The sequence below is a fragment of the Pseudarthrobacter sp. genome (assembly GCF_036675385.1).
In the GTDB taxonomy this organism is placed as follows: domain Bacteria; phylum Actinomycetota; class Actinomycetes; order Actinomycetales; family Micrococcaceae; genus Arthrobacter.
Genome location: NZ_JAKFFD010000156.1, coordinates 1 through 25972 on the forward strand (window position 1 = coordinate 1; position 25972 = coordinate 25972).

20 protein-coding genes and 1 pseudogene are annotated in these 25972 nt (G+C 66.2%); 18 read left to right on the forward strand and 3 right to left on the reverse strand.

What is annotated here, in order from left to right:
- The 3 genes and pseudogenes from V6M49_RS12440 to V6M49_RS12450 all read right to left on the reverse strand — a co-directional run.
- A pseudogene (locus V6M49_RS12440) lies at positions 1-985 on the reverse strand (ABC transporter substrate-binding protein); the annotation flags it as partial.
- A 181-nt stretch (positions 986-1166) separates the two neighbouring features.
- Positions 1167-3272, reverse strand: a complete 2106-nt coding sequence (gene murJ, locus V6M49_RS12445) for a murein biosynthesis integral membrane protein MurJ (RefSeq protein WP_332761281.1) — start codon at positions 3270-3272, stop codon at positions 1167-1169.
- Positions 3273-3364: 92 nt separating this feature from the next.
- A complete protein-coding gene (locus V6M49_RS12450) occupies positions 3365-3865 on the reverse strand; it encodes an NUDIX hydrolase (protein WP_141141894.1) in 501 nt (166 codons plus the stop codon).
- Positions 3866-4072: 207 nt separating this feature from the next.
- Here V6M49_RS12450 and V6M49_RS12455 point away from each other — a divergent pair, with 207 nt between their 5' ends.
- The 18 genes from V6M49_RS12455 to V6M49_RS12540 all read left to right on the forward strand — a co-directional run.
- Complete coding sequence (locus V6M49_RS12455) at positions 4073-5581, forward strand: CCA tRNA nucleotidyltransferase (protein WP_332761282.1); 1509 nt, start codon at positions 4073-4075, stop codon at positions 5579-5581.
- Positions 5578-6162 (forward strand): histidine phosphatase family protein, encoded by a 585-nt coding sequence (locus V6M49_RS12460; protein ID WP_252600859.1) that lies wholly within the window; start codon positions 5578-5580, stop codon positions 6160-6162. The genes V6M49_RS12455 and V6M49_RS12460 overlap by 4 nt, the downstream gene beginning before the upstream one ends.
- A gap of 725 nt (positions 6163-6887) precedes the next feature.
- On the forward strand, positions 6888-8210 hold the full coding sequence (locus tag V6M49_RS12465) for an ISL3 family transposase (protein WP_210412387.1): 1323 nt from the start codon (positions 6888-6890) through the stop codon (positions 8208-8210).
- 78 nt (positions 8211-8288) lie between these two features.
- Positions 8289-8438: a hypothetical protein gene (locus V6M49_RS12470; RefSeq protein ID WP_168223456.1), complete on the forward strand. Its 150-nt coding sequence runs from the start codon at positions 8289-8291 to the stop codon at positions 8436-8438.
- A 58-nt stretch (positions 8439-8496) separates the two neighbouring features.
- Positions 8497-9963: a glycosyltransferase family 87 protein gene (locus V6M49_RS12475; protein ID WP_332761283.1), complete on the forward strand. Its 1467-nt coding sequence runs from the start codon at positions 8497-8499 to the stop codon at positions 9961-9963.
- The gene (locus V6M49_RS12480; RefSeq protein ID WP_332761284.1) at positions 9956-11395 is read left to right on the forward strand and encodes a phytoene desaturase family protein; all 1440 of its coding nucleotides are present in this window, start codon (positions 9956-9958) and stop codon (positions 11393-11395) included. Before V6M49_RS12475 ends, V6M49_RS12480 begins: the two co-directional genes overlap by 8 nt.
- A gap of 149 nt (positions 11396-11544) precedes the next feature.
- On the forward strand, positions 11545-13533 hold the full coding sequence (locus tag V6M49_RS12485; RefSeq protein WP_332761285.1) for a penicillin-binding transpeptidase domain-containing protein: 1989 nt from the start codon (positions 11545-11547) through the stop codon (positions 13531-13533).
- Between the two features lie 104 nt (positions 13534-13637).
- Positions 13638-15320 (forward strand): ABC-F family ATP-binding cassette domain-containing protein, encoded by a 1683-nt coding sequence (locus V6M49_RS12490; protein WP_141138861.1) that lies wholly within the window; start codon positions 13638-13640, stop codon positions 15318-15320.
- A gap of 146 nt (positions 15321-15466) precedes the next feature.
- Positions 15467-16240 carry a DeoR/GlpR family DNA-binding transcription regulator gene (locus V6M49_RS12495; RefSeq protein WP_141138860.1) on the forward strand — a complete coding sequence of 258 codons (774 nt, stop codon included), beginning with the start codon at positions 15467-15469 and terminating at the stop codon, positions 16238-16240.
- Complete coding sequence (locus tag V6M49_RS12500) at positions 16237-17463, forward strand: MFS transporter (protein WP_332761286.1); 1227 nt, start codon at positions 16237-16239, stop codon at positions 17461-17463. The genes V6M49_RS12495 and V6M49_RS12500 overlap by 4 nt, the downstream gene beginning before the upstream one ends.
- Positions 17464-17492: 29 nt before the next feature.
- On the forward strand, positions 17493-18989 hold the full coding sequence (locus V6M49_RS12505) for a bifunctional phosphatase PAP2/diacylglycerol kinase family protein (protein ID WP_332761287.1): 1497 nt from the start codon (positions 17493-17495) through the stop codon (positions 18987-18989).
- A 174-nt stretch (positions 18990-19163) separates the two neighbouring features.
- On the forward strand, positions 19164-20126 hold the full coding sequence (locus V6M49_RS12510) for an ABC transporter ATP-binding protein (protein WP_141138858.1): 963 nt from the start codon (positions 19164-19166) through the stop codon (positions 20124-20126).
- Between the two features lie 14 nt (positions 20127-20140).
- Positions 20141-21028, forward strand: coding sequence for an ABC transporter permease (locus tag V6M49_RS12515; RefSeq protein ID WP_246848664.1), 888 nt, complete (start codon positions 20141-20143; stop codon positions 21026-21028).
- Positions 21029-21048: 20 nt separating this feature from the next.
- On the forward strand, positions 21049-22413 hold the full coding sequence (locus V6M49_RS12520; protein WP_332761288.1) for a sensor histidine kinase: 1365 nt from the start codon (positions 21049-21051) through the stop codon (positions 22411-22413).
- On the forward strand, positions 22410-23102 hold the full coding sequence (locus V6M49_RS12525; protein WP_332761289.1) for a response regulator transcription factor: 693 nt from the start codon (positions 22410-22412) through the stop codon (positions 23100-23102). Before V6M49_RS12520 ends, V6M49_RS12525 begins: the two co-directional genes overlap by 4 nt.
- A 100-nt stretch (positions 23103-23202) precedes the next feature.
- Positions 23203-24096 carry an intradiol ring-cleavage dioxygenase gene (locus V6M49_RS12530; RefSeq protein WP_332761290.1) on the forward strand — a complete coding sequence of 298 codons (894 nt, stop codon included), beginning with the start codon at positions 23203-23205 and terminating at the stop codon, positions 24094-24096.
- Positions 24097-24106: 10 nt separating this feature from the next.
- Positions 24107-25450 (forward strand): M18 family aminopeptidase, encoded by a 1344-nt coding sequence (locus V6M49_RS12535; protein WP_332761291.1) that lies wholly within the window; start codon positions 24107-24109, stop codon positions 25448-25450.
- 354 nt (positions 25451-25804) lie between these two features.
- The coding region (locus V6M49_RS12540) for a glycosyltransferase (protein WP_332761292.1) at positions 25805-25972 on the forward strand (168 nt) is incomplete at its 3' end.

Consider the following 25972-nt stretch of genomic DNA (forward strand, 5'->3'; position numbering starts at 1 on the left):
CAATCAGCACCACGGCAAGCAGCCCGCCCACCAGCCAGCGCATGGAGCGGGGCTCACGCTCGGGCTCGTCGTCGTCGTAATAGTCATCCGTCCCGCCGGAAGGCGGTACTGCGGCCGCCGGAGACACTTTCCGGGCAACCGACGGGAAGGCGCCCGCTGCGCGATCGGAGCGTTCCGGCGCTCGGGAGACCACGGGTTCGTCGTAGGCTGCGTCGTCGGAGCCGTTGGAATAGTCGTCCTCAGACCACAGGGAGACCTTGGGCGAATCGGATCCGGCACCTGCCTTGGGCTCGGCCGGTCCGGAAACTGGCCGGTTCTCCGCAGCCTGCACTGGTTGCGGCGCAGTGACGTGCTGATGTGCGGCAGTGGCGCCAGCAGCGGCGGCCCCTGCTCCAACGGCCCCTGCTCCAACGGCCCCGGCCTTGGCAGGCCCCGACGCGGGACGGACGGCCGGGCGGAGCGGCGGACGGGCCGGAACAACCGGGGGTACAGACGGCGGAGCAACCGGTGCGGCAGACCGGAATGGGTCAACCTGGCTGGGGTGATTGTCCGAATAGTTGATATATCCGGCGTCGACGTTCTCTTCGTCGTCGTACGGTTCAGGTTCGTGTGAACGCACCTGGCCGAAAATTTCGCTGCCCAGGGTATCCGTGAAGAACGGCTCGACGTAAGGCGCGTCGGAGGCAACCACGAGGTCCAACAGGTCTGCCGCGGACGTGTGGTTGGTGATGAGGTACGTGGTGGCCTCAGTGACACCAAGGTCCAGGACCTGGACGTTACCCGGGCGCTCACCGGTAGCCACCTCGCGGGCGCTCTGGGCCACCTGTTCGGTGTTGTCCGGGCCGGCGACCAGAATGCTGACCGGTCGGTTGAGAACCTGGTCCACCCCGTCCAGCACCAGATCCTGGTCGTGTGAGGTCAATACCGTGGCTGTGACCTTGTAGCGGCCGCCGAGTACTGATCCAACGTCGATCGGGTGGGACACGTGTTCCTCCTAGACTGTCCGGGAATGCCGGCGTAGATGATGCCACCGCCGGTCAGAAACCGGCCAAAAGCCAGCCGGCGAGCCGGTCTGCGCTTGCCTGCAACTACCCCTGTTCACTGTCGATCCTAGCCGATCGGCTATGGCCGCCGTGGTCGACAGGCAACCAAAAACCGCGCAAAGATCACTTTTTTCGAGGCCGGCGTGGCCTGAAATGGGGGTTCTGTCCTGCCTGGCCCTGGAACGTGCGCCGGCCGGGGAGGGGAATCTCGTCGCGCAGCAGCCCGCCCCGCGCTGTGCCGGGCACGTCCTCTGCGGGAAGGTATCCCGCGGCGCGCTCGGTGCCCCCGTTAGCCACTGCCTCAGCTTCCCCTTGTGCGCCGCCAGCTGGCGCCGTGGGCGCTGCCTGGCGTTCCGGTACGGGACCTGCGCGGAAGGAGGCGGCGTCGAATTCGCCGGAGATCCGGGGAATCAGGCCGGTGTCCACAGAGACTGTGGCGCGTTCCGGCGTCGGACGTTCCGTTCCGGAAACGTCGGCACCCGCAGCCGACGACGGCGTTCCCTCGCCGCCGGACGGTCCCGTGCCGCGTCCCAGCCGTCCCAACAGGGGGCGCATGAGGTCCCGGAGTTCGGCGACGTGGAAGACCTTCAGCAGGAAGACATAGGCAACCAGCATGATGGGTCCGACGACGATAACGGTCACCAGGGCGGCGAGCCGGTCCCTCCAGGCGAACCCGTCCGCGCTGTAGCTGCCCATCAGCCACAAGGCCCCGGCGCCCGCGATCGCGGAACCGAGCGCCGCATAGCCCATTCGGATATACGAGTTGGCGATCCGCGGCCCGTCGAGGTGGCCCAGCAGCCGGCGCAGGAAGAAAGCGCTGATGATCACCGAGAGGATGTTGCCCACCATGTACAGCAGGGCGATGGCGTAAATGATCTGGCCCACCGGCAGGAACTGGATCCCAAAAGCACCGGCCACGTAGACCAGGGCAAGCAGCAGCTGGATATTGAAGGGCGTACGGGCGTCTTCGTTGGCGTAGAAAACCCGCGACATCATGAAGTTGGCGCTCATGAACGGGGTACTCAGCGCGAGGATGGTGAGAGTCTGGGCCAGCATCACGCCGTCCTGGCTCAGGCCACCGGAGAAGAACATACCCAGCGGCCCGGCCAGCGCAAAGAGCGCCAGCGCGCCAAAGACGGTGGCCACAGCCATGGTGCGGAGGCCGTGCGAGAGGGCGTCGCGGAGTTCAGCACGGTTGCCATCCTGCGAGGCACGGGTCATCCGGTTAAAGAGGACCGTGGCGAGGGAGAGCGCGATGATCGAGTGCGGCAGCAGATACAGCTGGCTGGCCACCTCCAGGACGGCGTTGCCGGGCAGCATCTCTGCCGCCGGATCCCCCGCTTCCTTCAGTCGCAGGCGCTCAGCACCGGGAATTGTGGCGATGCGCATGACATACAGGAACGCCAACTGCCCCACGGCGGCCGTCAGGAGCGTCCAAACGCTCAGCCTAGCGGCCTGGCCAAGGCCCACTCCGCGCCAGCCAAACCGGGGCCGGAGACCCAGCCGCAGGCGGATCACCGGGATCAGCAGGATGGCTGTCTGGGCCACCACGCCTATGGTTGAGAAGCCGGCCACAAGCAGGGTCTGGGACGGGCCCCAGTTGTCCAGCGTGTGCGGGTTCATGCGGTTCTCGCCGAAGATCCAGATGAACATGCCCAGGCCGCCAATGGCCACCAGGTTGTTCATGATGGGGGCCCACATGGCAGGCCCGAACGCACCGTTGGCGTTGAGGACCTGTGTCAGCAGCGCGTAGAGGCCATAGAAGAAGATCTGGGGCAGGCACCAGAAGGCGAACGCGACTGCCAGGGCCTTCTGCTGCGGCGAATAACCCTGGGTGGTCAATTCGATGACCCACGGAGCAGCGAGCGTGACCAGCGCGGTGAGGCCCAGTAGCAGGAGCACGGCCAGCGTCAGCAGCCGGCTGATGTAATCCGCTCCCCTGTCCGGGGCCTTGCTCGCCTTGATGATCTGCGGCACCAGCACGGCGTTGAAGACACCACCGGCCACCAGCAGGAAGATCAGGTTGGGCAGGTTGTTGGCGTTGATGAACGTGTCGTTAACCGTAGAGCCGAGGCCCAGTGCGGCACCCAGCATCCAGGTCTTGCCGAAGCCCAGGAACCGGGATACCAGGGTGCCAGCAGCCATGATGGCGCTGGACCGGGTTTCACTCGCGGTTTCGCTTGGGGCGGCGCGGCCGGCCTTATCGGAGGGGGGATTGGTAGCTGACATCGAGTTCATCGTCTCACCCGGACGCTGTTTGTACCGCAACGGACAGGCTATATGCCCGTACAGGCATACACGCTGTTCCGGTGGAGACGGCCTTAGAGGTGTTCGGGCAGGACGTCCCGGGCCAGATCCGCGATGCGCCGCTCATTGGGGAACGAGAGCTTCCGTGCGAGTTCCTTGATGGGGACCCATGCCACGTCCACGGCTTCGTGGTCCGGATCGTTTTCGATAGTGAGTTCGCCGCCGGTGGCGCGCAGCAGATAGTGGTGCACGGTCTTGTGGACGCGATGCCCGCTGACAGTGAACCAGTAGTCGATACTGCCCAGCGGCGCCAGGATGTCGCCCTCGATGCCGGTTTCCTCGGCAATCTCGCGGACAGCTGCCTGCTCGTTGTCTTCTTTGCCTTCAGGATGGCCCTTGGGCAGGCACCACTCCAGCCGTCCGCCCCTGTTAAGGCGGGCGATGATCGCAACCCTTAGTTCGCCGTCGGACGTGTCCACCACAACGCCGCCGGCGGAAATTTCCTCCACCGTAGGGAGCGAGGCCGGGGCCGAGTGCAAGGCAGGCGCGACGTGGGCACCAATTGCCGACGGCAACGGTGCGTTTGTCCTCCTGCCGGGAGCGCTCGGTACGGGATGGGCCATGGAGTCCACTCTAACGACTCTTGTCCGATCATGATGACCGGAACATGACATCAAAGTGGACTGCGTATGACGCACTTTGAGGGGCTGTAGGCGAATAGGAGCGATCTTGAGGAGATTTTGGCCTGCCAAGCCGCTGGTTTCTGACAAGCTTAAGTAACTATGGCGCACGCACATCACAAGATTGATTCCAACACCGTCGATTTCCAGGTGGACCCGGTGGTCCTGGAGCTCGGGCAGCGCTTTGTCGACGCCGGCCACGAGCTGTCCCTGGTGGGCGGTCCGGTACGGGATCTCTTCCTGGGACGCACCTCGCCGGACCTGGACTTCACCACCGACGCCAGCCCGGACCAGACAGTTGCCCTGATCAAGAAATGGGCGGACAACTTCTGGGAGATCGGCCGCGCGTTCGGGACGATCGGCATGCGGAAAGCCGGCTTCCAGATCGAGATCACCACTTACCGCGCCGAGGCATACGATCCGGAGTCGCGCAAACCCGTGGTGGCATTCGGCACGTCACTCACCGACGATCTCCTGCGCCGCGACTTCACCATCAACGCCATGGCGCTGCGGCTGCCCTCCCTTGAACTTATTGATCCGTTCGGCGGCGTCCGGGACCTCAGCGCCTCTGTCCTGGCGACGCCCGGTTCACCCGAGGCCTCCTTCTCCGATGATCCCCTTCGCATGATGCGCGCTGCCCGGTTCGCATCGCAGCTGGGTATTTCCGTGCACGACGACGTGCGGCTGGCGATGACCCAGATGGCCGAGCGGATCAAGATCATCTCGGCTGAACGGGTCCGTGATGAGCTGGTCAAGCTCATCTGCGGTGCGAACCCCCGGGTCGGTGTGGACCTGCTGGTGGACACCGGCCTCGCCGAGTTTGTGCTGCCTGAGGTGTCCGCGCTCCGGCTGGAATCCGACGAGCACCACCGCCACAAGGACGTCTACCAGCACTCCCTTCAGGTTTTGGAACAGGCCGCCGCGCTGGAAACGGATGCCGACGGCGCCGTGCCGGCCCCCGATTTTGTGCTGCGGTTCGCAGCGCTGATGCACGACGTCGGCAAGCCTGCTACGCGGCGTTTTGAACCGGGCGGCGCGGTCAGCTTCCGCCACCACGACATGGTGGGGTCCAAGCTCACGGCCAAGCGGATGAAGACCCTGCGGTTCGACAATGACACCATCAAGGCCGTGGCCCGGCTGGTGGAACTGCACATGCGTTTCTACGGCTACGGCGATGCCGGCTGGAGCGACTCGGCCGTGCGCCGCTACGTCACGGACGCCGGCCCGCTCCTGGAACGGCTGCACCGGCTGACCCGCTCGGACGTCACCACCCGCAACCAGCGGAAGGCTGAACGGCTCGCCTTCGCCTACGACGACCTGGAAGACCGGATCGCCGTCCTGCGCGAGCAGGAGTCCCTGGATGCGGTCCGGCCCGATCTGGACGGCGCCAAAATCATGTCCATCCTGAACCTCAAACCTGGTCCCGTGGTGGGCCGTGCCTACAAGTTCCTGCTCGAGGAACGGATGGAACACGGACCGCTGCAACCGGACGACGCCGAAGCGAGGCTGCTCGCCTGGTGGTCAGAGCAGCCCGAGGCAGCACCCCCGGTTCCGGAAGCAGAAGAGTCTCCCGCCGCCGTCGAACTTTCCCCGAACGAGGAGTCCAAATGATTAATCCGATGACCGCGCCCCGCCCCCAGCTCTGGATCCTGCGCCACGGCGAGACCGAGTGGTCCAAGAGCGGGCAATACACCGGGCTCACCGACCTGCCCCTGACCGTGGAAGGCGAGCAGCAGGCCGTGGAGGCCCGGAAGGTGCTGGACCAGGTGGACTTCGACCTGGTCCTGACGTCTCCGCTGCGCCGCGCCCGGCGGACCGCGGAGCTGGCTGGTTACCCTGACGCGCAGCATGAGCCGCTGGCGGTGGAATGGAACTACGGCGACTATGAGGGCATCAGTTCGGACCTGATCCGCAAGGACAACCCGGATTACCTGATCTGGACCCATGGTGTGCCCAACGGCGAGACCCTGGACGAAGTGGCAGCCCGCGCCGACAAGATTGTGGCCAGTGTGCTTGAATCCGGCCTGGACAACGTGCTGATCGTGGCGCACGGGCACTTCTCCCGGATCCTCACCGCGCGCTGGCTGGAACTCCCGCCTGCCGAGGGCCGCCATTTCATCCTGGGAACCGCGAAAGTCTGCACGCTCGGCTGGGATAAGCGGACCCCGGCCATTGTCCGCTGGGGACTCTAAAGGCGCATTCATAAACTTTCTTGAAAAACTTTGCGAATTAAGTGGCGCATTGCTCTATTCGTAGGGTAATTTTATTCCTGACCCCAGAGCGTCTTTGCCGGGGTCGCGGCGCGCGTTGTCCGGCTAGTCAGCCGAGGCAGCGGCATAACGGAAAAGGAGGTTGGGAAAAATGATTACTTTGACTAGCGGATGGAAGATGACCATCACCGCGAACCCGGCCTCTGCTGCTTTTGCGCGCCGTCTTAATGGAGTGTCTGCCTCCTAACCTTCCTGCAACTGATCCCGCCCCCGCGGCGGCGTCACTTGCAATGAGGTATATCCAGGCCACTTCCTTCTCGGCTGGTTCGCGCTAGTGGCTCGCTTCAGGCGACGCCTGCTGGAAGTCTCCTGTCGGCGCAGCTTCAAGGCTGGTCCTCGCGGCGACGCGGCATCCCCATAGTTCGGAACTCAAGCTTCCTCGTTGGGGTCTGCACGGCCGCTGCAACAGGGGTCCTTCTTCGCATTTGCGAACAATTCATAACCGCCGGGCATTTTCCCTGCCTAAATTATGCCGTTATTACTTCGACATTAAATGGGCCCTTCGCAGATGAGCGTGGTTAGGGCGGTCTGAGACTGGCGCCGCGGGGTAGGGCAGTTTCCGGTGCGGCGTGGTGCAGCGGAAAAGAAGTCAGGGCCTCTTTGAATTGGAAGCGACCAAGCAAACCAATACCAAAAGAGACCCTGACATGAATAACTCTATGTCTTGTTCTGATGGCCGCTGGTGCACGCGCGCGGATGCGCTGCTCGGTGTCGAAGGCGTACACGTCAGCTCCGTCACAGCAACCCCAGGCGGACTGATTCTGAGCGTCGAGACCGGGGAGGACGTCACCGGCTGCCCCGACTGCGGCGTCGTTGCGGTCGGGCACGGGCGCCGGCAGGTTCGGCTCCATGACATTCCCTGTTTCGGCAGGCCGGTGCGGCTGCTGTGGGCCAAGCGTGTCTGGCGCTGCCCGGATCCGGACTGCCCGAGGACGACGTTCACCGAGGAGCACCCGCTGGCCGGGCCCCGGGCGAAACTTACCGACCGTGCCGTGAACTGGGCAACCGACGCGCTGCAGCATTTCGACACCTCGGTATCGGCACTGGCCCACCAGCTCGGCGTCTCCTGGCACACCGTGTGGCACGGGATCCGGGCCGAGGCCGCACGGCGGATCGCTGACACAGGCCGGCTGAAGGGGGTGAATGCGCTCGGCGTCGACGAACATGTCTGGGCCCACACTGGTCCGCCCGGCACCGGGATGGTCACCGGGATCGTGGATCACACCCGCGACGCGGACGGCATCGTTCACGCCCGGCTGCTGGACCTCGTGCCGGGACGCTCCGGCAAGGCCTACGCCGACTGGCTCAAAGACCGCGGCACCGGGTTCACCGCCGGGATCAAGACCGCTGCGCTGGATCCGTTCCGCGGCTACGCGAACGCGATCCGTGACGAACTGCCCGAAGCCATCACCGTCCTGGATGCCTTCCACGTCGTGAAACTGGGTTCGGCCATGGTCGATGAGGTCCGCCGCCGGGTCCAGCAGGACACCCTGGGACACCGCGGCCGCAAGGGCGATCCGCTCTACGGGATCCGCAGGACCCTGCAGATCGGCGCCGAACACCTCAGCGAGAAACAGGCCGCACGCCTCGATGCGAAACTCACCATCGGGGACCCGGACCACGAAGTCACGCTGGCCTGGCAGTGCTACCAGAAGCTCCGCAACATCTACCACGCAAGGCCGGAACGCGGCCGTGAACTCGTCACCGAGGTCATCGCGTCGTTCCCGACCTGCCCCATCCCGGAAGTCGCCCGCCTCGGCCGGACACTCAAACAATGGAAAGCCGCGATCTTGGCCTACTTCGACACCCTCGGCGCCTCCAACGGCCCCACCGAGGCGATCAATGGCGTCATCGAGACCACCCGCAGAATAGCGCGAGGCTTCCGCAACTTCCCCAACTACAGAATCAGATGCCTACTCGCCGCCGGCGGCCACCGTCCCTACCGGGCAAAACAAACCAACCATGCCTAAATGCGAAGGGCCATTAAATGACTCTATTTGTCATGCCCAATTACACGCCGAAAGGAGGTGACCACCATGATCAAACGAATGAAGAACGCACTATTCTTCCTGCGGAGGTCTGTCCGGGATGACCGGTCTGTCCGCGATAACCGCCGGGAATTCAACGGGGAGCTCCTGGACCGGCAACGCGAAGACGTTTTCGTCCTGTTGCACCAGCAGATGAGCGGCATGAACTGATCCGAGGGACGGATCCGGTCCGGGGTCCGGCAGGCAGGTCCCGGGTAAGCTCTCAGACATGCAGGAGACGAAGCCACCGGCGCACCCACGGCGCGCCCGCTTGGTTGTTCCGAGCCGCAGCGACCTGCTGCTGAAGAACTTCACGGAACTGATCGGCGGGCCGATGGGTGCCCGGTCGGCGCCCGGCCTCGTCTCCCCCGGCGTTTTTACCGTGGAACGTGTCCTGATCATCTTGACCGTCGTCGCGGCGCTGGCCGGCCTCGCCATCAAGGGCTACTGCCGGGCCAACGGCTGGTCGAGCCCCGGCCAGTTCTATTCCACGTGCTATTCCGACTTCCCGGAATTCTTCCGCAACCGGGGCCTGGGGGACGGCACGTTCCCGGTCCTGAGCCCGGGATCTCTCTTTGAAGACCCCGTCCTGATGGGGCTCATTGCCGGCGTGACTGCCTGGATGGTCCCGGGCCAGGGCATCAGTGACGCGCGGATTCTTGGCTACTTCGACGTTAATGCCACTCTGGTGGCAGCCGTATGGATTGTCACCGTGCTGGCTACGGCCCGGATGTCACAGCGGCGCCCCTGGGATGCGGCCATGGTGGCGCTGGCACCTGGCATCGTGCTGGCCGGAACCATCAACTGGGACATGTGGGCCGTGGCGTTGTTGGCGCTGGGCATGCTGTGTTTTTCGCGGGAAAAGCTGGTCCTCGCCGGCACCCTGATCGGCTTCGCCACAGCGACGAAGCCGTATGCCGCCCTGATTCTCGGAGCCGTTCTGCTGCTGGCCCTGCGGACCGGGCGGATCCGCGGTTTCCTGGTCACTGCAGGCGCCAGCGCAGCGGCCTGGCTGGCCATTAACGTGCCTGTTGCGGCGGCCAATCCGTCCGGCTGGGGGTACTTCTTCAGGTTCACCGAGACGAGGGAAGCCGGCTACGGGTCCCTATGGTTCGCCTATAACCTGGTGGCCCGGCGGCTGCGCTGGCCGGTGCTGGATCCCGCAACCATCAACTGGCTGGCGCTGGCCGTGTTCCTGCTGGCCTGCACCATGATTGCCGCGGTGGCGCTGACAGCAGCACGCCGGCCGCGGCTGGCCCAGTTGGCGTTCCTCATCGTGGGTGCTTTTGTCCTGACCAGCAAGGTCTATTCGCCGCAGCATGTCCTGTGGCTTATCCCGCTGTTGGCGCTGGCCCGCCCGCGGTGGCGGGATTTTCTCATTTGGCAGGGCGTTGAAGGCCTGCACTGGGCAGCCGTCTGGATGTACCTGGGCCAGGTGGCCAGCCAGGGCCCGACCCAGCACAATATTGACATGCCCTACTACGTCCTGGCCGTGGCAGCACATATGCTTGCAACGGCATATTTGATGTTCCGGGTTGTATGGGACATCTACGATCCGGACTACGATCCCGTCCGCCGCCATCACCTCGATGATCCACAGGGAGGGCCGTTCGACGGGCTCCCGGACTGGTTGCGGTTCAGCCCCCGCCATCCCTCGCACGCGGTGCTCCCTTGGCGGGCGAAACACCATGCCTGACGTCGCCGTCGTCGGGTCCGGACCCAACGGGCTGGCTGCAGCTGCCGTAATGGCGCGCGCCGGCCTCTCCGTCGAAGTCCACGAGGCGGCGGACACCATCGGAGGCGGTACACGCACCGCCGAACTGATGCAGCCCGGGCACCTCCATGACATCTGCTCGGCCGTGCATCCCATGGCGCTGGCATCACCCTTCTTCCGCGACTTCGAGCTGGCACGCCGGATAGACCTGGTGGTCCCGGAGCTTTCGTTCGGATCACCGCTCGACGGCGGACGGGCTGCCCTCGGATATCACAGCCTCGAACGGACGGTCCAAGGCCTGGGCCGGGACGGCGACGCCTACCGCCGGCTTCTTGGAGCGCTGGTTGACCGCATTGACGGCGTGATGGATCTGACGCAGCACCAGCTGCTGAGGATCCCCCGGGATCCCCTGGCGGCGGCGCTGTTCGGGCTGCGGACACTGGAGCAGGGATCGCGGCTGTGGAACGCGCGGTTCCACGAGGACCTTGCGCCCGCACTGCTCAGCGGCGTGGCCGCCCATGCGGTTTCGCAGCTGCCCTCGCTGGCCTCTGCAGGCGCCGGTCTCATGCTCACCGCACTGGCCCACGCCCAAGGCTGGCCGATTCCGCTGGGCGGATCGGCCTCCATTGCGGCGGCGCTGGAGGCCGACATCCGTGCCCACGGCGGGGTGATCCGTACGGGGGCGACGATCGAGAGCCTCCAACAACTCCGCGGCGCGCGGGCCACTCTCCTGGACGTGGCCCCACGGGGCCTGCTGAACATTGCAGGCGACAGCCTCCCGGCCAGGTACCGGCAAGCCCTGGAGGCGTTCCGCTATGGGAATGGTTCCTGCAAAGTGGACTTCATCCTGTCCGGACCCGTTCCGTGGGCAGCAAAGGAACTGGGGGACGCAGGAACGGTGCACGTCGGCGGCACGCGTGCTGAACTGGCCCGTGCCGAAAACGAAGTATCCGCCGGGAAACACCCGGAACGCCCTTACGTCCTGGTGGCCCAGCCATCACGGTTCGACACGGGCCGGGCGCCGGCCGGCCGGCAGATCCTGTGGGCATACTGCCATGTGCCCGCCGGATCAACCCGCGACATGGGCGAGGCCGTCAGCGCGCAGCTGGAGCGCTTTGCGCCCGGGTTCCGGGATGTGGTGATGCAGGCCCGGGTGACCACTGCGGCGGAACTGGCCAGCTACAACCGGAACTACGTGGGCGGGGACTTCAGTGCCGGCATCATGGATGTGCGCGGACTTATCCAGCGCCCTGTGGTCTCCAGCGTTCCATGGCGGACGCCCGTGCCCGGCGTGTATCTCTGTTCCTCCTCTACGCCGCCCGGCCCCGGCGTAACGGGCATGCCAGGGTTCTTCGCCGCGAAACATGCCCTGAAGGACATATTTGGTCTTGGTGTCCCTTCGCTCGGCCTCTGAACCCCGCCTCTACGCCGGCGCGAACGGACACTTAAGCCCCTGGCAGCGGTCCTCAAGTGTCCTTTCGCGCAAATCATTGGGGCGCCCAGTGTCCGTTCGCGCGGAATACGTGACAGCAAGCGCGTTCCAAATCGGGGCATAATAGCGCCGTGGGGAACTCAAAGAAACTATCGCTTGCCATGGCTGCACTCATTCTCGGCGCCTCCTTGGTTGCCTGCGACGACGGCAGAGGGGGTGCCGAAAGCGCGGCCAAGCAGTTTGCGTCCGCTCTTTCCACGCTCGACGTCGGCTCGGTCGCCTTTGATGGCAAGGACTCCGGGGTGGCCAAGCAACAGGTCCAGGACGTTTTCAAGGCCCTGGAGCCGGACAAGCCCACCGTGTCGGCCGGCGATCTCACCCTGGACGGCGACACTGCAACCGTTCCGCTGGACTACACCTGGAAAATCGGCACCGGCGAGTGGAAATACACGGTCTCCGCAGAGTTCACGAAGTCCGGGGACAAATGGCTGGCGGTCTGGAACCCGGCAGTCCTGGTCCCCGGACTCGCCGACAGCGAAATCCTCAGCAAGGGCACCCAGTCGCCGCAACGCGCCGACATCCTGGGCGCGGGTGACGCGAAGCTGGTCACGTACCGTCCCGTGGTCAACGTGGGGATCGACAGACTGCTTCTGGGATCCGCGGACGCCGCCGCGTCAGCCACCAAACTGGCCGAACTGGTGGGTGTGGATCCCGCCGCCTACGCCCAACAGGTAGCGGCCTCCGGTGCCGAGGCGTTCGTCCGGGCCATCACTCTCCGTGATGAGGGCCGCACCGTCACGGACGCGCAGATCACGGCCATTCCCGGTGCCCGCGCCATCCCGGAAGCCCAGCCGCTGGCACCCAGCCGCACATTCGCAAGGGCAGTCCTCGGCACCGTCGGCGAGGCCACGGCCGAGCAGATCGAGGCGTCCGACGGCGTCCTGACGGCTGGCGACGTCACTGGCATCGGCGGGCTCCAGCAGCAGTACGACGCGCAGCTCCGCGGCACCGACGCCGTGGTGATCCGTGCCCAGCGGGCCGACCTGACCCGCGAACAGATCCAGGCCGCCGGAACGGATCCCCGCAGGGTGGTCTTCGAGATGGCCCCGGCACCGGGCACGCCACTGAAAACCACCCTTGATCCGAACCTCCAGTCACTCGCCGAGAGCACCCTTGCCGGTGTAGGCCCGGCGTCGGCCATCGTGGCGCTCCGCCCCTCCACGGGGGCCGTCCTCGCCGCGGCCTCAGGCCCGGGAAGCAACGGCTACAACACCGCCATGCTGGGCCAGTACGCGCCCGGGTCAACCTTCAAGATCGTCGATTCGCTTGCCATGCTCCGCAACGGCCTGACGCCCGATTCGAAGGTGGAATGCACACCCACCCTTACCGTGGACGGCCGGACGTTCAAGAACGCGGAAGGTTACCCGGAAACGTCGCTGGGGTCCGTAGCACTCCGCGATGCCTTTGCCCACTCGTGCAACACGGCGTTCATCGCTGCGCGCGACACAGTCACACAGGCCCAGCTTGAGGCCGCCGCCGTCGCCATGGGCGTGGCGGTGGAGGCCCCCGCGCTGGGCGCCGCGGCTTTCCTGGGGTCCGTTCCGGGCGAGGCTGCGGGCACCGAACATGCCGCCTCGATGATCGGTCAGGGCAAGGTGCTCCTGTCCCCGCTGGCAGCGGCCATCATGGCCGGTTCCGTGGGCAAGGGATCCCCCGTCTCACCGCAGCTGGTCCTGAACCCCGACGCCGGCGCTGCCGCGGCAGACACCGCCGGTGGGACGACCGCGGAAGGCGGGTCGCCGTCGTCGACCGTTACGCCGGAAGCGCCGGCCAAGGCGTCCGGCCAGCCCATCACTGCCGCCGAGGCCGCGGCACTGTCCGACATGATGCGGGCGGTAGTCACGTCCGGCCACGCGGGCTTCCTGACGACAGTTCCCGGCGCGCCGGTGGGGGCCAAGACCGGCACGGCGGAGTTCGGCAAGGAGACCCCGCCCAAGACGCACGCCTGGATTGTGGCCGTCCACGGTGACCTGGCCGTGGCCGTGTTCGTCGAGGACGGCGGACTCGGAGCCACCACGTCCGGGCCGCTGCTCAAGCAGTTCCTGACCGCCGCCGGCTAGCGCCCCCGACTTTTTGTCCAGATAGTGCGCGCAGCCCTCTTTGCCTCGAAGGCAGATTATCCGGACAAAAACCCGGGTAGGGCGGGCGTGGGAAGATTGTTGGCGTGGCCCACATAGACATTTCCGGCATTGACTACTTCCTCTCCGATGGCACCCAGCTGCTCAACGGCGTGACTTTCAAGGTCCCGGACGGTACCAAAACCGCCCTGATCGGCCCCAACGGCACGGGCAAGACCACCCTCTTCCGGATCATTTCCGGCGACCTCGTACCGGACGAAGGTGTGATCGGGCGCTCCGGAAACATGGGCATCATGCGCCAGTTCGTGGGCCAGGTCAGGGACGATTCCACCGTCCGGGATCTGCTGGTATCCGCCGCTCCGCCGGCCCTGGCCGCCGCGGCCAGGGAGGTGGACGAGGCCGAGATCGCGATGGTGGAGCACGACGACGAGCCCAGCCAGATGCGGTACGCGCAGGCCATCGTGGACTGGGGAGATGCCGGCGGTTATGACGTGGAGACTGTCTGGGACGAGGTCTGCATGGCCGCGCTGGGACTGCCCTTTGACCGCGCACAGCACCGCCCGGCGTCGAGCCTTTCCGGCGGCGAGCAGAAGCGGCTGGTGCTGGAGGCCCTGTTTGCCGGACCTGACCAACTCTTGCTCCTGGACGAACCGGACAACTACCTCGATGTGCCCGGCAAGCGCTGGCTTGAGGACAAGCTGAACGAGTCCAAAAAGACTGTCTTCTTCATCAGCCACGACCGCGAGCTGCTCAACAATGCCGCCGGCCGCATCGTGACCCTTGAGCCGGGCATCAACGGAGCCGGCGCCTGGGTGCACGGCGGCGGCTTCGGCTCCTACGTTGACGCCCGCGCTGACCGGAACGCCCGCTTCGAGGAGCTCCGCAAGCGCTGGGACGAGGAGCACGTGAAGCTCAAGGAACTCGTCAACATGTACAAAAACAAGGCCGCCTTCCGCTCCGACATGGCCAACCGCTACCAGGCCGCCCAGACGCGCCTCGCCAAGTTCCTCGAGGCCGGCCCGCCGGAAGCACTGCCGATCGAGCAGAACGTGCGCATGCGCCTGAAGGGTGGCCGGACCGCCAAGCGGGCCGTTGTGGCCGAGAAACTGGAACTGACCGGGCTGATGAAGCCGTTCTCCACCGAGGTGTGGTTCGGGGACCGCGTGGGTGTGCTCGGCTCCAACGGCTCCGGCAAGAGCCACTTCCTGCGCCTGCTCGCCACGGGCGGGACGGACCCGGAACGGGAGCACCTTCCCGTGTCCGACGTCGATATTGCCGAAGTGCCGCACGAGGGGACCGTGAAACTCGGCGCCCGTATCCGGCCCGGCTTCTTCGCCCAGACCCATGTCCGGCCCGACCTCTTGGGCAAGACCCTGCTGGAGATCCTGCACCGCGGCGACGAGCACCGGTCCGGCCTGGGCCGGGAGGCAGCCGCCGGCGCATTGGACGGCTACGGCCTGGCGTCGCAGTCGGAGCAGAAGTACGAGTCCCTCTCCGGCGGCCAGCAGGCACGGTTCCAGATCCTGCTGCTGCAGCTCTCCGGCGCCACGCTCCTGCTGCTGGATGAGCCCACGGACAACCTGGACCTACATTCGGCCGAGGCGCTGGAGAAGGCCATCGACCACTTCGAGGGTACCGTCCTGGCAGTCACCCATGACCGCTGGTTCGCCCGCACCTTCGACCGGTTCCTGGTGTTCGGTTCCGACGGCCGCGTCTACGAATCCCCCGAGCCTGTGTGGGACGAAAAGCGGGTTGAGCGCGCCCGCTGACGCTCTCTCACTTCCTGCGGGTTTTCGGCCGTCGCTCTCTCACTTCCTTGAGGAAAGTGAGAGAGCGTTGGTGATTTTCCTGCGTTAAGTGAGAGAGCGTCGGGTGGTGCTCTGCTCATATGATCAAGAATTGCTATCATATGAGCATGAAGACTGAAGAGCGGCACCGCCTGATCGGGGAGCTGCTTCGCCACCAGGCCGAGGTCTCCGTGGAAGAGCTGACCCACGCCTGCGACGCATCGGGCGCCACCATCCGGCGGGACCTTGAGCTGCTCGCATCGCATGGTGTGCTGCGCAGGGTCCACGGCGGTGCCAGGAGCCTGATTGCCGGCGGCGAAAACCCCGGCTACGGGCAGCGCGAACTCGAAGACCAGGCCGTGAAGGCCAGGATCGCCGCCGCCGTGGCAGGCCTGCTGGGAGAGCGCGAACTCGTGTGGCTGGACAGCGGCACCACAGCCACGGAAATTGCCCGCGTCCTCCGCGGGCGCGAACTGACGCTGATGCCCATGTCCATGCGCTCCCTGACGACGGTCACCGACGACGACCCGCATGCCGGCCAGCGTCCTGCCCTGCTGCTCCCCGGCGGAAGCCTGGTTCCCGGCGAGCTCTCCTTCCGCGGCCCGCTCGCGGAAGCCAACATCCGGTCCCTGCGCTTCGACACGGCGGTGGTCACGCCCTGCGCCCTGAACCTCAGGGACGGTCTCCTGGCCCATGATCTGGAAGACGCCGCAGTGAAGCGGGCCGGCCTCGAATCCGCGGCGCGGGTGATTGTTGCCTGCGCCGGCGCCAAATGGAATGCCACCGCGATGGCCCTGGTTGCCCCCTTGGACGCAGTGCACGTGATAGTCACAGACAAAGACCTGAGTGCGGACGAACTCGCACACCTCAACAAGCTCTCGGTGGAAGTAGTCAAAGCATGAGCATCAACACCAGCACGACGGCCGGACCGTCCCTCAGGGCAGCAGCCGCCGCCACTTTTGTGGTCTTCGGGATCAACGGCTTCGTCTTTGCCAGCTGGGCCGCCAGGATCCCCGCCGTCACTGAGACGCTGCACCTGACCTCCGGCCAGATGGGCACGCTTCTGCTGTGCATCGCCGTCGGCTCCCTGCTCGCCCTTCCGACGGCGGGACTTGTGGTGGGGAAGATCGGCACGGCCAATGCCGTGCGCACAGGCGGCCTGCTGTCAGCCCTGGCCGGCGTGGGCATTGCCCTTTCCCTGTCGGCGGAATCGATCCCGGGCACTGCCGTTTCGCTGTTCTTCTTCGGCATTGGCGTCGGGCTGTGGGACGTTTCCCAAAATATTGAAGGAGCCGACGTCGAGCACAAGCTTCGGCGCACCATCATGCCGCAGTTCCATGCGGCCTTCAGCGGCGGGGCCTTTGTGGGGGCACTGATCGGTGCGGGCCTCTCGACACTCGGTATTGGCCTCCCGCTGCACCTGCTGGTCATCGCCGGCGTAGTAGTGGTGGTAGCCCTCGTGGCGCCCCGCTATTTCCTCCCCCACGCCGCCCAGGCCGCTCCGGTGGAGGGTGAACCGACGGCGGTGAAGGGGCCATCGGCCTGGCGTGACGGCCGCACCCTGCTGATCGGCGTGGTGGTCCTGGGTGCAACCCTCACCGAAGGCGCCGGAAACGACTGGATCGCCAAGGCCACTGTTGACGGCCTGGGCAGTTCGGAATCCACAGGTGCCCTGATGTTCGCCTTGTTTGTCCTGGCAATGACGGCGATGCGACTCTTCGGCGGCCGCGTGATCGACATCTACGGCCGCGTCGTAGTGCTCCGGGCCAGCATGGCCGCGGCCACGGCGGGTCTGTGCCTGTTTGTGCTCGCGGGGAACATCTGGCTGGCCGGGGTTGGTGCTGCGCTGTGGGGCGTGGGCTCCGCGCTGGCCTTCCCCATGGGAATGTCAGCGGCCGCCGACGACCCGAAGCATGCGGCCGCGAGGGTTTCGGTTGTATCCACCCTGGGGTATGTTTCCTTCCTCGCCGGCCCGCCGTTGCTGGGCTACCTGGGCGACCTCACGGGAATCCACCTGGCGCTCCTCGCGATCCTGGCCCCGATCCTGGTGGCACTGCTCCTCGCCGGGGCCGCGAGGCCATTGGCCTCCGCGCCCCAGTCCTCCAAGGCCCTGCCCTCCAAGTAGGGGAACCCCACCCGTATTAGGGTGGGGAGATGTACAGAGTGTGGCGCAAGGGACCGGGCTGGATCAGCCGCTTTGACCGGCACCTTGTTCGCGGCGTGTCGTCGTTCCCGGGTGGAAACCACGATGAGTTTTTCCGGCGCCTTTCCGCCTCCGCCACCCACGGCAAACTGTGGATCGGGGCTGCGGCGATCATGGCTGCCTTCCCCGGCAAGCCCCGCCGGGCTGCCCTGCACGGGCTGATCGCCCAAGCGGTGGCATCGGCGGTGACCAACGTTGTGTTCAAGACCCTGTTGCCGCGGGCACGCCCGCTCCCTGAACATCTGCCGATTTTCCGGTTCGTCCATCCCCAGCCCACCAGTTCGTCCATGCCCTCGGGGCATTCGGCCTCAGCTATCGCCTTCGCGCTCGGCGCGGGGCTGGTCAAGCCGGTTGTCGGTGCTGCACTTGCGCCAGCGGCGCTGGGGGTGGCCTACTCCCGCGTCCACACGGGGGCCCACTGGCCCTCGGATGTGTTCTTCGGTTCGGCGATCGGCGCAGGGGCGGCGCTGATGACCCGGAAGTGGTGGCCCGTACGCCCACCGTTTCCCGGAGTATCGCGCACCGCAACCCAGGCCCCGGAGCTGCCGGGCGGTGAAGGCCTCAGCATCGTGGTGAATACTCTCGGCGGCTCCTTCACGGAACAAACGGCAGGCGCGCTCCAGGAAGTATTCCCCAAGGCGTATATAAAAACGGTCGAGCTGGGAGAGAGCCTGGAGGAGGCCATCCAGGCCACCGCTTCCCGCCTGGACACCCGTGCCCTGGGCGTCTGGGGCGGCGACGGTACCGTTGGCACCGCCGCCGCAGCCGCCGTCGAACATTCCCTGCCACTGCTGGTGCTCCCGGGCGGAACGCTCAACCACTTCGCGCGGGACACAGGGACTGCCACCCTGAAGGACGCTGTGGAAGCCGCGGCCGCCGGTGAGGCCGCGCGGGCCGACGTCGGCATTGTGACCGTGGAGCGCGGGCTGGCGGTTAACCCGGAAACAGCTGACCTGGTCATGCTGAACACGGCCAGCATCGGCCTGTACCCCAACCTGGTCCGGCGGAGGGAGCAGCTGCAGCCGGCCCTCGGCAAACCGCTGGCCGGCGTGGTGGCAATGTTCCGGACCTTCGCCGCGGGAACACCCACCACCCTGACCGTGGACGGCGTCCGGCACAAACTCTGGATCGCGTACATCGGACGCGGGCGCTACTACCCCCGGGACCACGCGCCCCTGTCGCGGCCCGTGCTGGACGATGGCGTCCTGGATGTCCGCATGATCACCGCCGACGAATCCTTTGCCCGGCTCCGGCTCCTGTGGTCGGTGTTGACCGGCACGGTGGGTACGTCCCGGATCACCCATCTGCGGGAGGCTACCGAGGTCCGGATTGAGTCGGAGGGCTCCCCCATGGCACTGGCGGTCGACGGCGAGGCGCTGGCGGGCGTGCGCAGCGTCCGGATCCGGGTGGAACCGCGTGCCTTGACCTACTACTCGCCCCGCACCTAAGGCTGCTGCACCTCCTGAGGGGCCCCTGATCATCCGTGCGGACTACCCTGATTCGACCCTGAATCATCCCTGAGACAGGCGAAATCCCGCCGAGCCGTCGGTAGCGTGGAGCGTACACACGAAAACTCCCCCGCATCCCGCAGCCACCAGGCTGCTGTTCTAAGGAACCTTTCCATGATTGAGGCAACAGGCCTGTCAAAGGTCTACGGCAGCAAAACGGCGGTTGACGGCGTCAGCTTCACCGTCAAAGCAGGGCAGGTAACGGGCTTCCTGGGCCCGAACGGTGCCGGCAAATCCACCACCATGCGCATGATCATGGGACTGGACCGGCCGACGTCGGGCACGGTCACCGTCAACGGCCTGCACTACGCCGATCACAAGGCCCCCCTGCACCAGGTGGGTGCGCTGCTGGACGCCAAAGCCGTCCACACCAGCCGCAGCGCCTACAACCACCTGCGGGCCATGGCGGCGACGCACAACATTCCCACGTCCCGGGTGCATGAAGTCATCGAAATGACCGGCCTGGAGGCAGTGGCCAGGAAGAAGGCAGGCGGCTTCTCGCTGGGCATGGGGCAGCGCCTGGGCATTGCCAACGCGCTCCTTGGCGACCCGCAGACCCTGATCCTGGACGAGCCGGTCAACGGCCTCGATCCGGAAGGTGTGTTGTGGGTCCGCAACCTGGTCCGCTACCTCGCCGGGCAGGGCAAAACCGTCTTCCTGTCCTCACACCTCATGAGCGAAATGGCCCAGACGGCAGACCACCTGATCGTGATCGGCCGCGGCAAAATCATCGCGGACGCCCCCGTGCAGGACATCATTGCGGGCACCCGCCAGGTCAAAACCCTGGTCCGCACGTCCGCCGCCACCCAGCTGTCCGCCCTGCTGTCCGGCGATGGCGTGACCGTGAACCAGGGCCAGCCCGAAACCCTGGAAGTGACAGGCCTGGACGCACGCCAGATCGCCCAGGTGGCACTGGACAACCGGGTGCTCGTCTACGAACTCACCCCGCAGCAATCGTCTCTGGAAGACGCCTACTTCGACCTCACCAAGGATGAAGTGGAATACCACTCACACCTGACCGGTGGACCCGCCGGCGAGTTCGCCCCGGAAACCGCCTCGGCAACGGCAGGAAAGTAAGGACGATGACCACCATGACTGAAACCCAAACTTCCCGGGTCCGTTCCACCGCTGGTACCAAGGGCGTGACGTTCGCCGGTGTGCTGCGGTCCGAATGGATCAAGCTGTTCTCCCTGATGTCCACCCGCATCCTGCTGCTCCTGACCCTGGTGGCGATTATCGGCGTCGGGGCCCTCGCGGTCCTGATCCGGTTCTCCTTCCTGGACGAAATGGCCCGGCAGGCCCGGGACCAGGGCCAGACCCTGACGCCGGAAATGATGTCGCAGACCTTCCCGCCAGGATCAGGCTTTGACCTGTACAACCTGCCCAATGCAGGCCTGCAGATCGGCATCCTGGTGCTGGGCTCGCTGGCTGTCCTGTTCATCTCCTCCGAGTACGCCACGGGAATGATCCGTTCCACCATGAACGCCGTCCCGCGCCGCACACCGGCCTTCGTGGCCAAGGCGATCCTGCTCGCCGTGATCTCCTACGTCATCACCACCATCGCCGCCGTGGCCACGTTCCTGATCGCCATGCCGGTCTTCCAGGGACTGGGCTTGGACCTGGACTGGTCCACGGAGGGCGTGCTGTACAGCGTCTTCACGGGCGGCCTCTACGTTGCCGGGGTGGCCCTGATCGGCTTGTCACTTGGTGCGCTGCTGCGCAACTCCGCGGGCGGCATCACCGTGCTGGTGGGCCTGTTCTTTGTCCTGTCCATTGCGGCGAGCTTTATGACTTTCATCCCCGGTGACTTCTGGAAGTACGTGCCCCAGTACCTCCCCAGCGATGCCGGCGGACGGTTCCTCTCCATTGGCCACATCGACGGCATCATCGATCCCTGGCATGGCGGCCTGATTTTCCTGGGCTATGTCCTGCTGTTCCTGGTTCCGGCCATGATTGTGCTCAAGAAACGCGACGTCTAGGCGGACACTAGGCTCAGAGCATGAATGAAGCGGCACTCGTGAGGGACGCGCCGGCCAGCCAGGCCGACGCGTCCCTTGCCGAGATCACGGCCAAGCGCCGCGGCCTGCTTCGGCGCTACCTTTTCCAGCATCCCCGGGTGATGGACGCTGTGGTGGTGTTCAGCTACGCGCTTCTGGTGGCGCCGACCGTGGTGGACGCGATCATGTCCGGCGCCTGGCTGGCGGCGGCGCTCCTCTTCGTGGTCGCCGGGGCCCTGTTCTTCCGGCGCTCCCACCCCGTGGCGTTGGCTGCCTTCGTGGCGGTGATGGAAGTGGCAGTCACGCTGCTGCACCCGTGGGGCTCCAATGTCTCGGCGGGCCTGTGGTTCTCGCTGTATGCCGTGGCCGTGGTGCACACGCGCCGGTTCGCGCTGGTGGCCATGGCCGCCGCCACAGCGCCGCTGGCCCTGCTGTACCTGCTGGCCGCCGTTGGTCCCATGGAGAATTCCTTCGTCCATGATGCCGGCGGCAATCCCGGCGCCTTCCACCTCCTGACCAGCATCGCCACCGGCGCCACCATCGCCCTGTCCAACGTCATCGCCACCGGGATCGGCATCTCGGTGCGGCAGCGCCGGGAACATGAGCAGGAGATCGCCGCCTGGGCGGCGCGGACGGCCAGCCTGGCGTCCGTCAACGAACGCAACCGGATCGCCCGCGAAATGCACGACGTCGTGGCGCACTCACTGACGGTGATGGTCAGCCTCTCCGATGGCGCCGCCGTCGTGGTCCGGAAAAGTCCCGACCGCGCCAGCGAGGTGCTTGGTGAACTGTCGCGGACCGGCCGGACCGCGCTGGCGGACATGCGGCGTGTCCTGGGCGTACTCCGGGACGACGCCGGCGGGACGGCGCCACGGCAGCCCCTCGCTTCCGGCGACAGCCTGGCCAAGCTCCTGGAGGGCTTCCGGACCGCGGGCCTGCCGCTGCACTACTCACACACCGGCCCCGCGCTGCCCGACGACGCGGCCTTCCAGCTGACGGTCTACAGGATTGTGCAGGAGTCACTGACCAATGTGCTCCGCTACGGCCGGTCGCTGGGCCGCGTGGACGTGGGCATCTTCCGGGCCGGCTCCACGGTCACCATTGAAGTGCTCGACGACGGCGCGGGAGTCCCTGGCGCAGGCACCTCCGACGGCGGCGGGCCGGGTCCAGGACACCCTGGCGCCGGCGTCGGGCCCGGTTCCGGCCAGGGGCTGGCGGGGATGGCCGAACGGGCGCGTATCTACGCGGGCACTGTCGTGGCAGGGCGGCGCGGCCGCGGCTGGCGCGTGTGTGCCGTCCTGAACTGGCCGGCCGACGAGCCCGCGGAAACCCCACAACCGTCCACCCCAACTGCAAGGCACACGTGACTGAAACCCAACCCATAACCGTCCTGCTGGTTGATGACCAGCCGCTCCTGCGGATGGGCTTCCGCCTCATCCTCGAGGGCGAGGAAGACCTGCATATTGTGGGCGAGGCCTCCGACGGTGCCGAAGCGGTGCGGCTGGTCCGGGAGCTCAACCCCGACGTGGTTCTGATGGACGTCCGGATGCCCGTGCTGGACGGCATCGAGTCAACCCGCGCCATTACGGCCTCCGGCTCCGGCGCCCGGATCATCATCCTCACCACCTTCGATGTGGACGAATACGCGTTCGCCGGGCTCCAGGCAGGCGCGTCCGCCTTCCTCCTCAAGGACGTGGCGCCGTCGGAGCTGGTCAGCGCCGTCCGGGTGGTGGCCAGCGGGGATGCAGTGGTGGCCCCGCGTGTCACGCAGCGGCTGCTGGAGACCTATGTCCGCGGTGCAGCCGTCCCGGCCCCCTCCGCCGCGCCGCGGGATCCCTTGCTTGAAGACCTGACCCCGCGCGAAACCGAGATGCTTGGGGCCATGGCGGAGGGTCTCTCCAATGCCGAGATCGCGCACCGGTATTTCCTCTCCGAAGCAACGGTGAAGACCCACGTCCGCCGGATCCTGACCAAGCTCCACCTGCGGGACCGGGTCCAGGCAGTGGTTTACGCCTACGAGACAGGCCTGGTGGTCCCCAGCAATCCTGATTACTGACGCTGGCGCGGATGACTGACGCTGGCGCGGACGACTGACGCACAGGTTCCGCACAGGAAGGGCCTATGCAGGGGATAGGCGCGGCGCGTTGGATGGAGCCATGAGCAACCACCTTCCCCACCCCAACCACGACCGCGGCCTTGAGTTTGATCTGTCCACCATGATCAGCCGCCGTTCCCTTGGAATGTTCCTCGGCGCCGGCGGTGCGGCAGCGGCGCTGGCAGCGTGCACCCCCGGCGGGTCAGGCACCACAGCCAGCACGTCGACGTCGGCCGCCACCGAGAGTGCCTCAGCCACCGCAAGCGCCGCCAGTACGACGGCGACACCCACCGCCGGCCCCACGCTCACCCGGGCGATCGCGGAGTGCGGCATGGAGATTCCGCAGGAAACTGCAGGTCCCTACCCGGGTGACGGGTCCAACGGCCCCAATGTCCTGGCAGCCTCCGGGGTGGTGCGGCAGGACATCACCTCAAGCTTCGGAACCGGGTCTGCGTCGGCTGAAGGCGTGCCGCTGACGTTCACCCTGACCCTGCTGGACAACGCCAACGGCTGCGTGCCGCTGGCCGGTGCGGCCGTGTACGCGTGGCACTGCGACCGGGACGGCAGGTACTCCATGTACGATTCCGGACTGGCGAACGAAAACTACCTCCGCGGCGTCCAGGAAGCGGACGCCAGCGGCCAGGTCACCTTCACGTCGATTTTCCCCGGCGCCTATCCCGGCCGCTGGCCGCACATCCACTTCGAGGTGTTCGAGTCCATGAGCAACGCCACCGCCGCCGGGCAGGTGCTGGCGGTATCGCAGATCGCCCTGACGAAGGCCGCCTGCGACGACGTCTACGCCACTCCCGGCTACGAGGACAGCATCGCGAACGTGAAGCGGACCACCCTGCAGTCGGACAACGTCTTCGGGGACGACGGCGGCATCTACCAGCTGGCCACCATGACCGGATCGGCTTCGGCCGGCTACACCGCCGGGCTCAATGTGACCATCTAGACTCGGAACCATGCCTTCGCCTTCCGCTGCCGCCGCCTCCAAAGCCGTTGACCACATCCAGGACCTGGGCGCGTACGTCAGCGCATCGCCGTCGAGCTTCCATGCCGTCCACGAGGCCGCCCGGCGCCTGGACGCCGCAGGGTTCACGGGCCTGGACGAGCGTGAGCCCTGGGCCGGCGGTGCCGGTTCGTTCTACCTGGTCCGCGACGGCGCGCTGATCGCCTGGGTGGTCCCGGAAAATGCCGGACCCACCACCGGGTTCAACATCCTTGGCGCCCACACGGACTCCCCGTCCTTCAAGCTCAAGCCCAAGCCCACTACCGGGGCTTTCGGCTGGCTGCAGGCCGGAGTGGAGGTCTACGGCGGTCCGCTGCTCAACTCCTGGCTGGACCGCGAACTTCGGCTGGCGGGCCGGCTGGTCATGCTGGACGGCACAGAGCACCTCACCGCCACCGGCCCCATGCTCCGCTTCCCGCAGCTGGCCATCCATCTTGACCGTGCCGTGAACGACGGCCTGACGCTGGACAAGCAGCGGCACATGAACCCCGTGTGGGGCCTCGGTAGCCCTTCCGATTTCGACCTGCTGGGCGTCTTGGCGTCCCACGTGCCTGCCGGCGCTTCCGTTGATCCTGCGCGGATTGGCGGGTACGACGTCGTTATTGCGGACACGCAGCCACCCGCGGTTTTCGGGGCCAACAGTGAGTTCTTCGCCTCCGGGCGCCTGGACAACCTTTCCGCGACGCACGCAGGGCTGGCGGCGCTGATCGCGCATTCTTCTGCTGCGTCCGGCGGCGCGGCCGGTGGGCCGATCGCCGGCGCCCCGATCGCCGTCCTCGCGGCGTTCGACCACGAGGAAATCGGTTCCAACTCCCGATCCGGCGCGTGCGGGCCCATCCTCGAAGACGTGCTCGTGCGCGTCTCCGACGGCCTCGGCGCCACGGTGAGCCAACGGCGGCAGGCGCTGGCGGCGTCGTTCTGCGTTTCCGCAGACGCCGGCCACGCCGTCCACCCTAACTACCCGGAGCGGCACGATCCGGCCAACCACCCGGTCCTGAACGGCGGCCCGCTGCTGAAGATCAACGCCAACCAGCGGTACGCGACCGACGCGCCGGGCGCGGCATTCTGGGCCAGGCTGTGCGGGGAGGCGAAAGTGCCGTACCAGGAATTTGTGTCCAACAACGTAATGCCCTGCGGCTCCACCATTGGCCCCCTGACCGCCACTCGCCTGGGGATCCGGACTGTCGACGTCGGCGTGCCCCTGCTGTCGATGCATTCAGCCCGCGAGCTCTGCGGCGTGGATGACCCGCACTGGCTGGCAACGGTCACGGAGCTTTTCTTCCGGACGGCGGTGTAGGCGTGGCCTGAAGGCGGTCAGCCAATTCGGCTATCTGGCCGGAAGGGGCCTCCCAGCGTTTGGTCCGCCCGCTGACGGATGTCGGCGGTGTACTTGAGTAGGGAACGTATATCCGGCTCTCAAAAGTGAGTACCTGCCACTGGTGACAGGCTCCTCAGGCCAGCCATAGGCTCATCTTCACGGCCAGAGTCGAAGGCTAAATGAGAGCTGGGGCCAGAGACCAGACCCATGACCGGATAAAGCGATAAATCTGCGCCCGACTTCTGAGTCGAGTGCGGAGTTGACGAAATCCGCAAGCGTCATGAAGTGGTGAGGTATTTGTCTATTTCAACCCAGCTCCCGATAACATTCCCTATGCTGGCCTTCGAAGCTCCGAAGGCGTCAGTCAGTGTCGTCATCCCCACCCTGAACGAGGCGAGGAATATCCCGTGGGTTCTTCGCCGGATTCCCTCGTATGTGGACGAGGTTGTCATCGTGGACGGCCGTTCCACGGACAACACGGTGGGAGTAGCCCGCGCTATC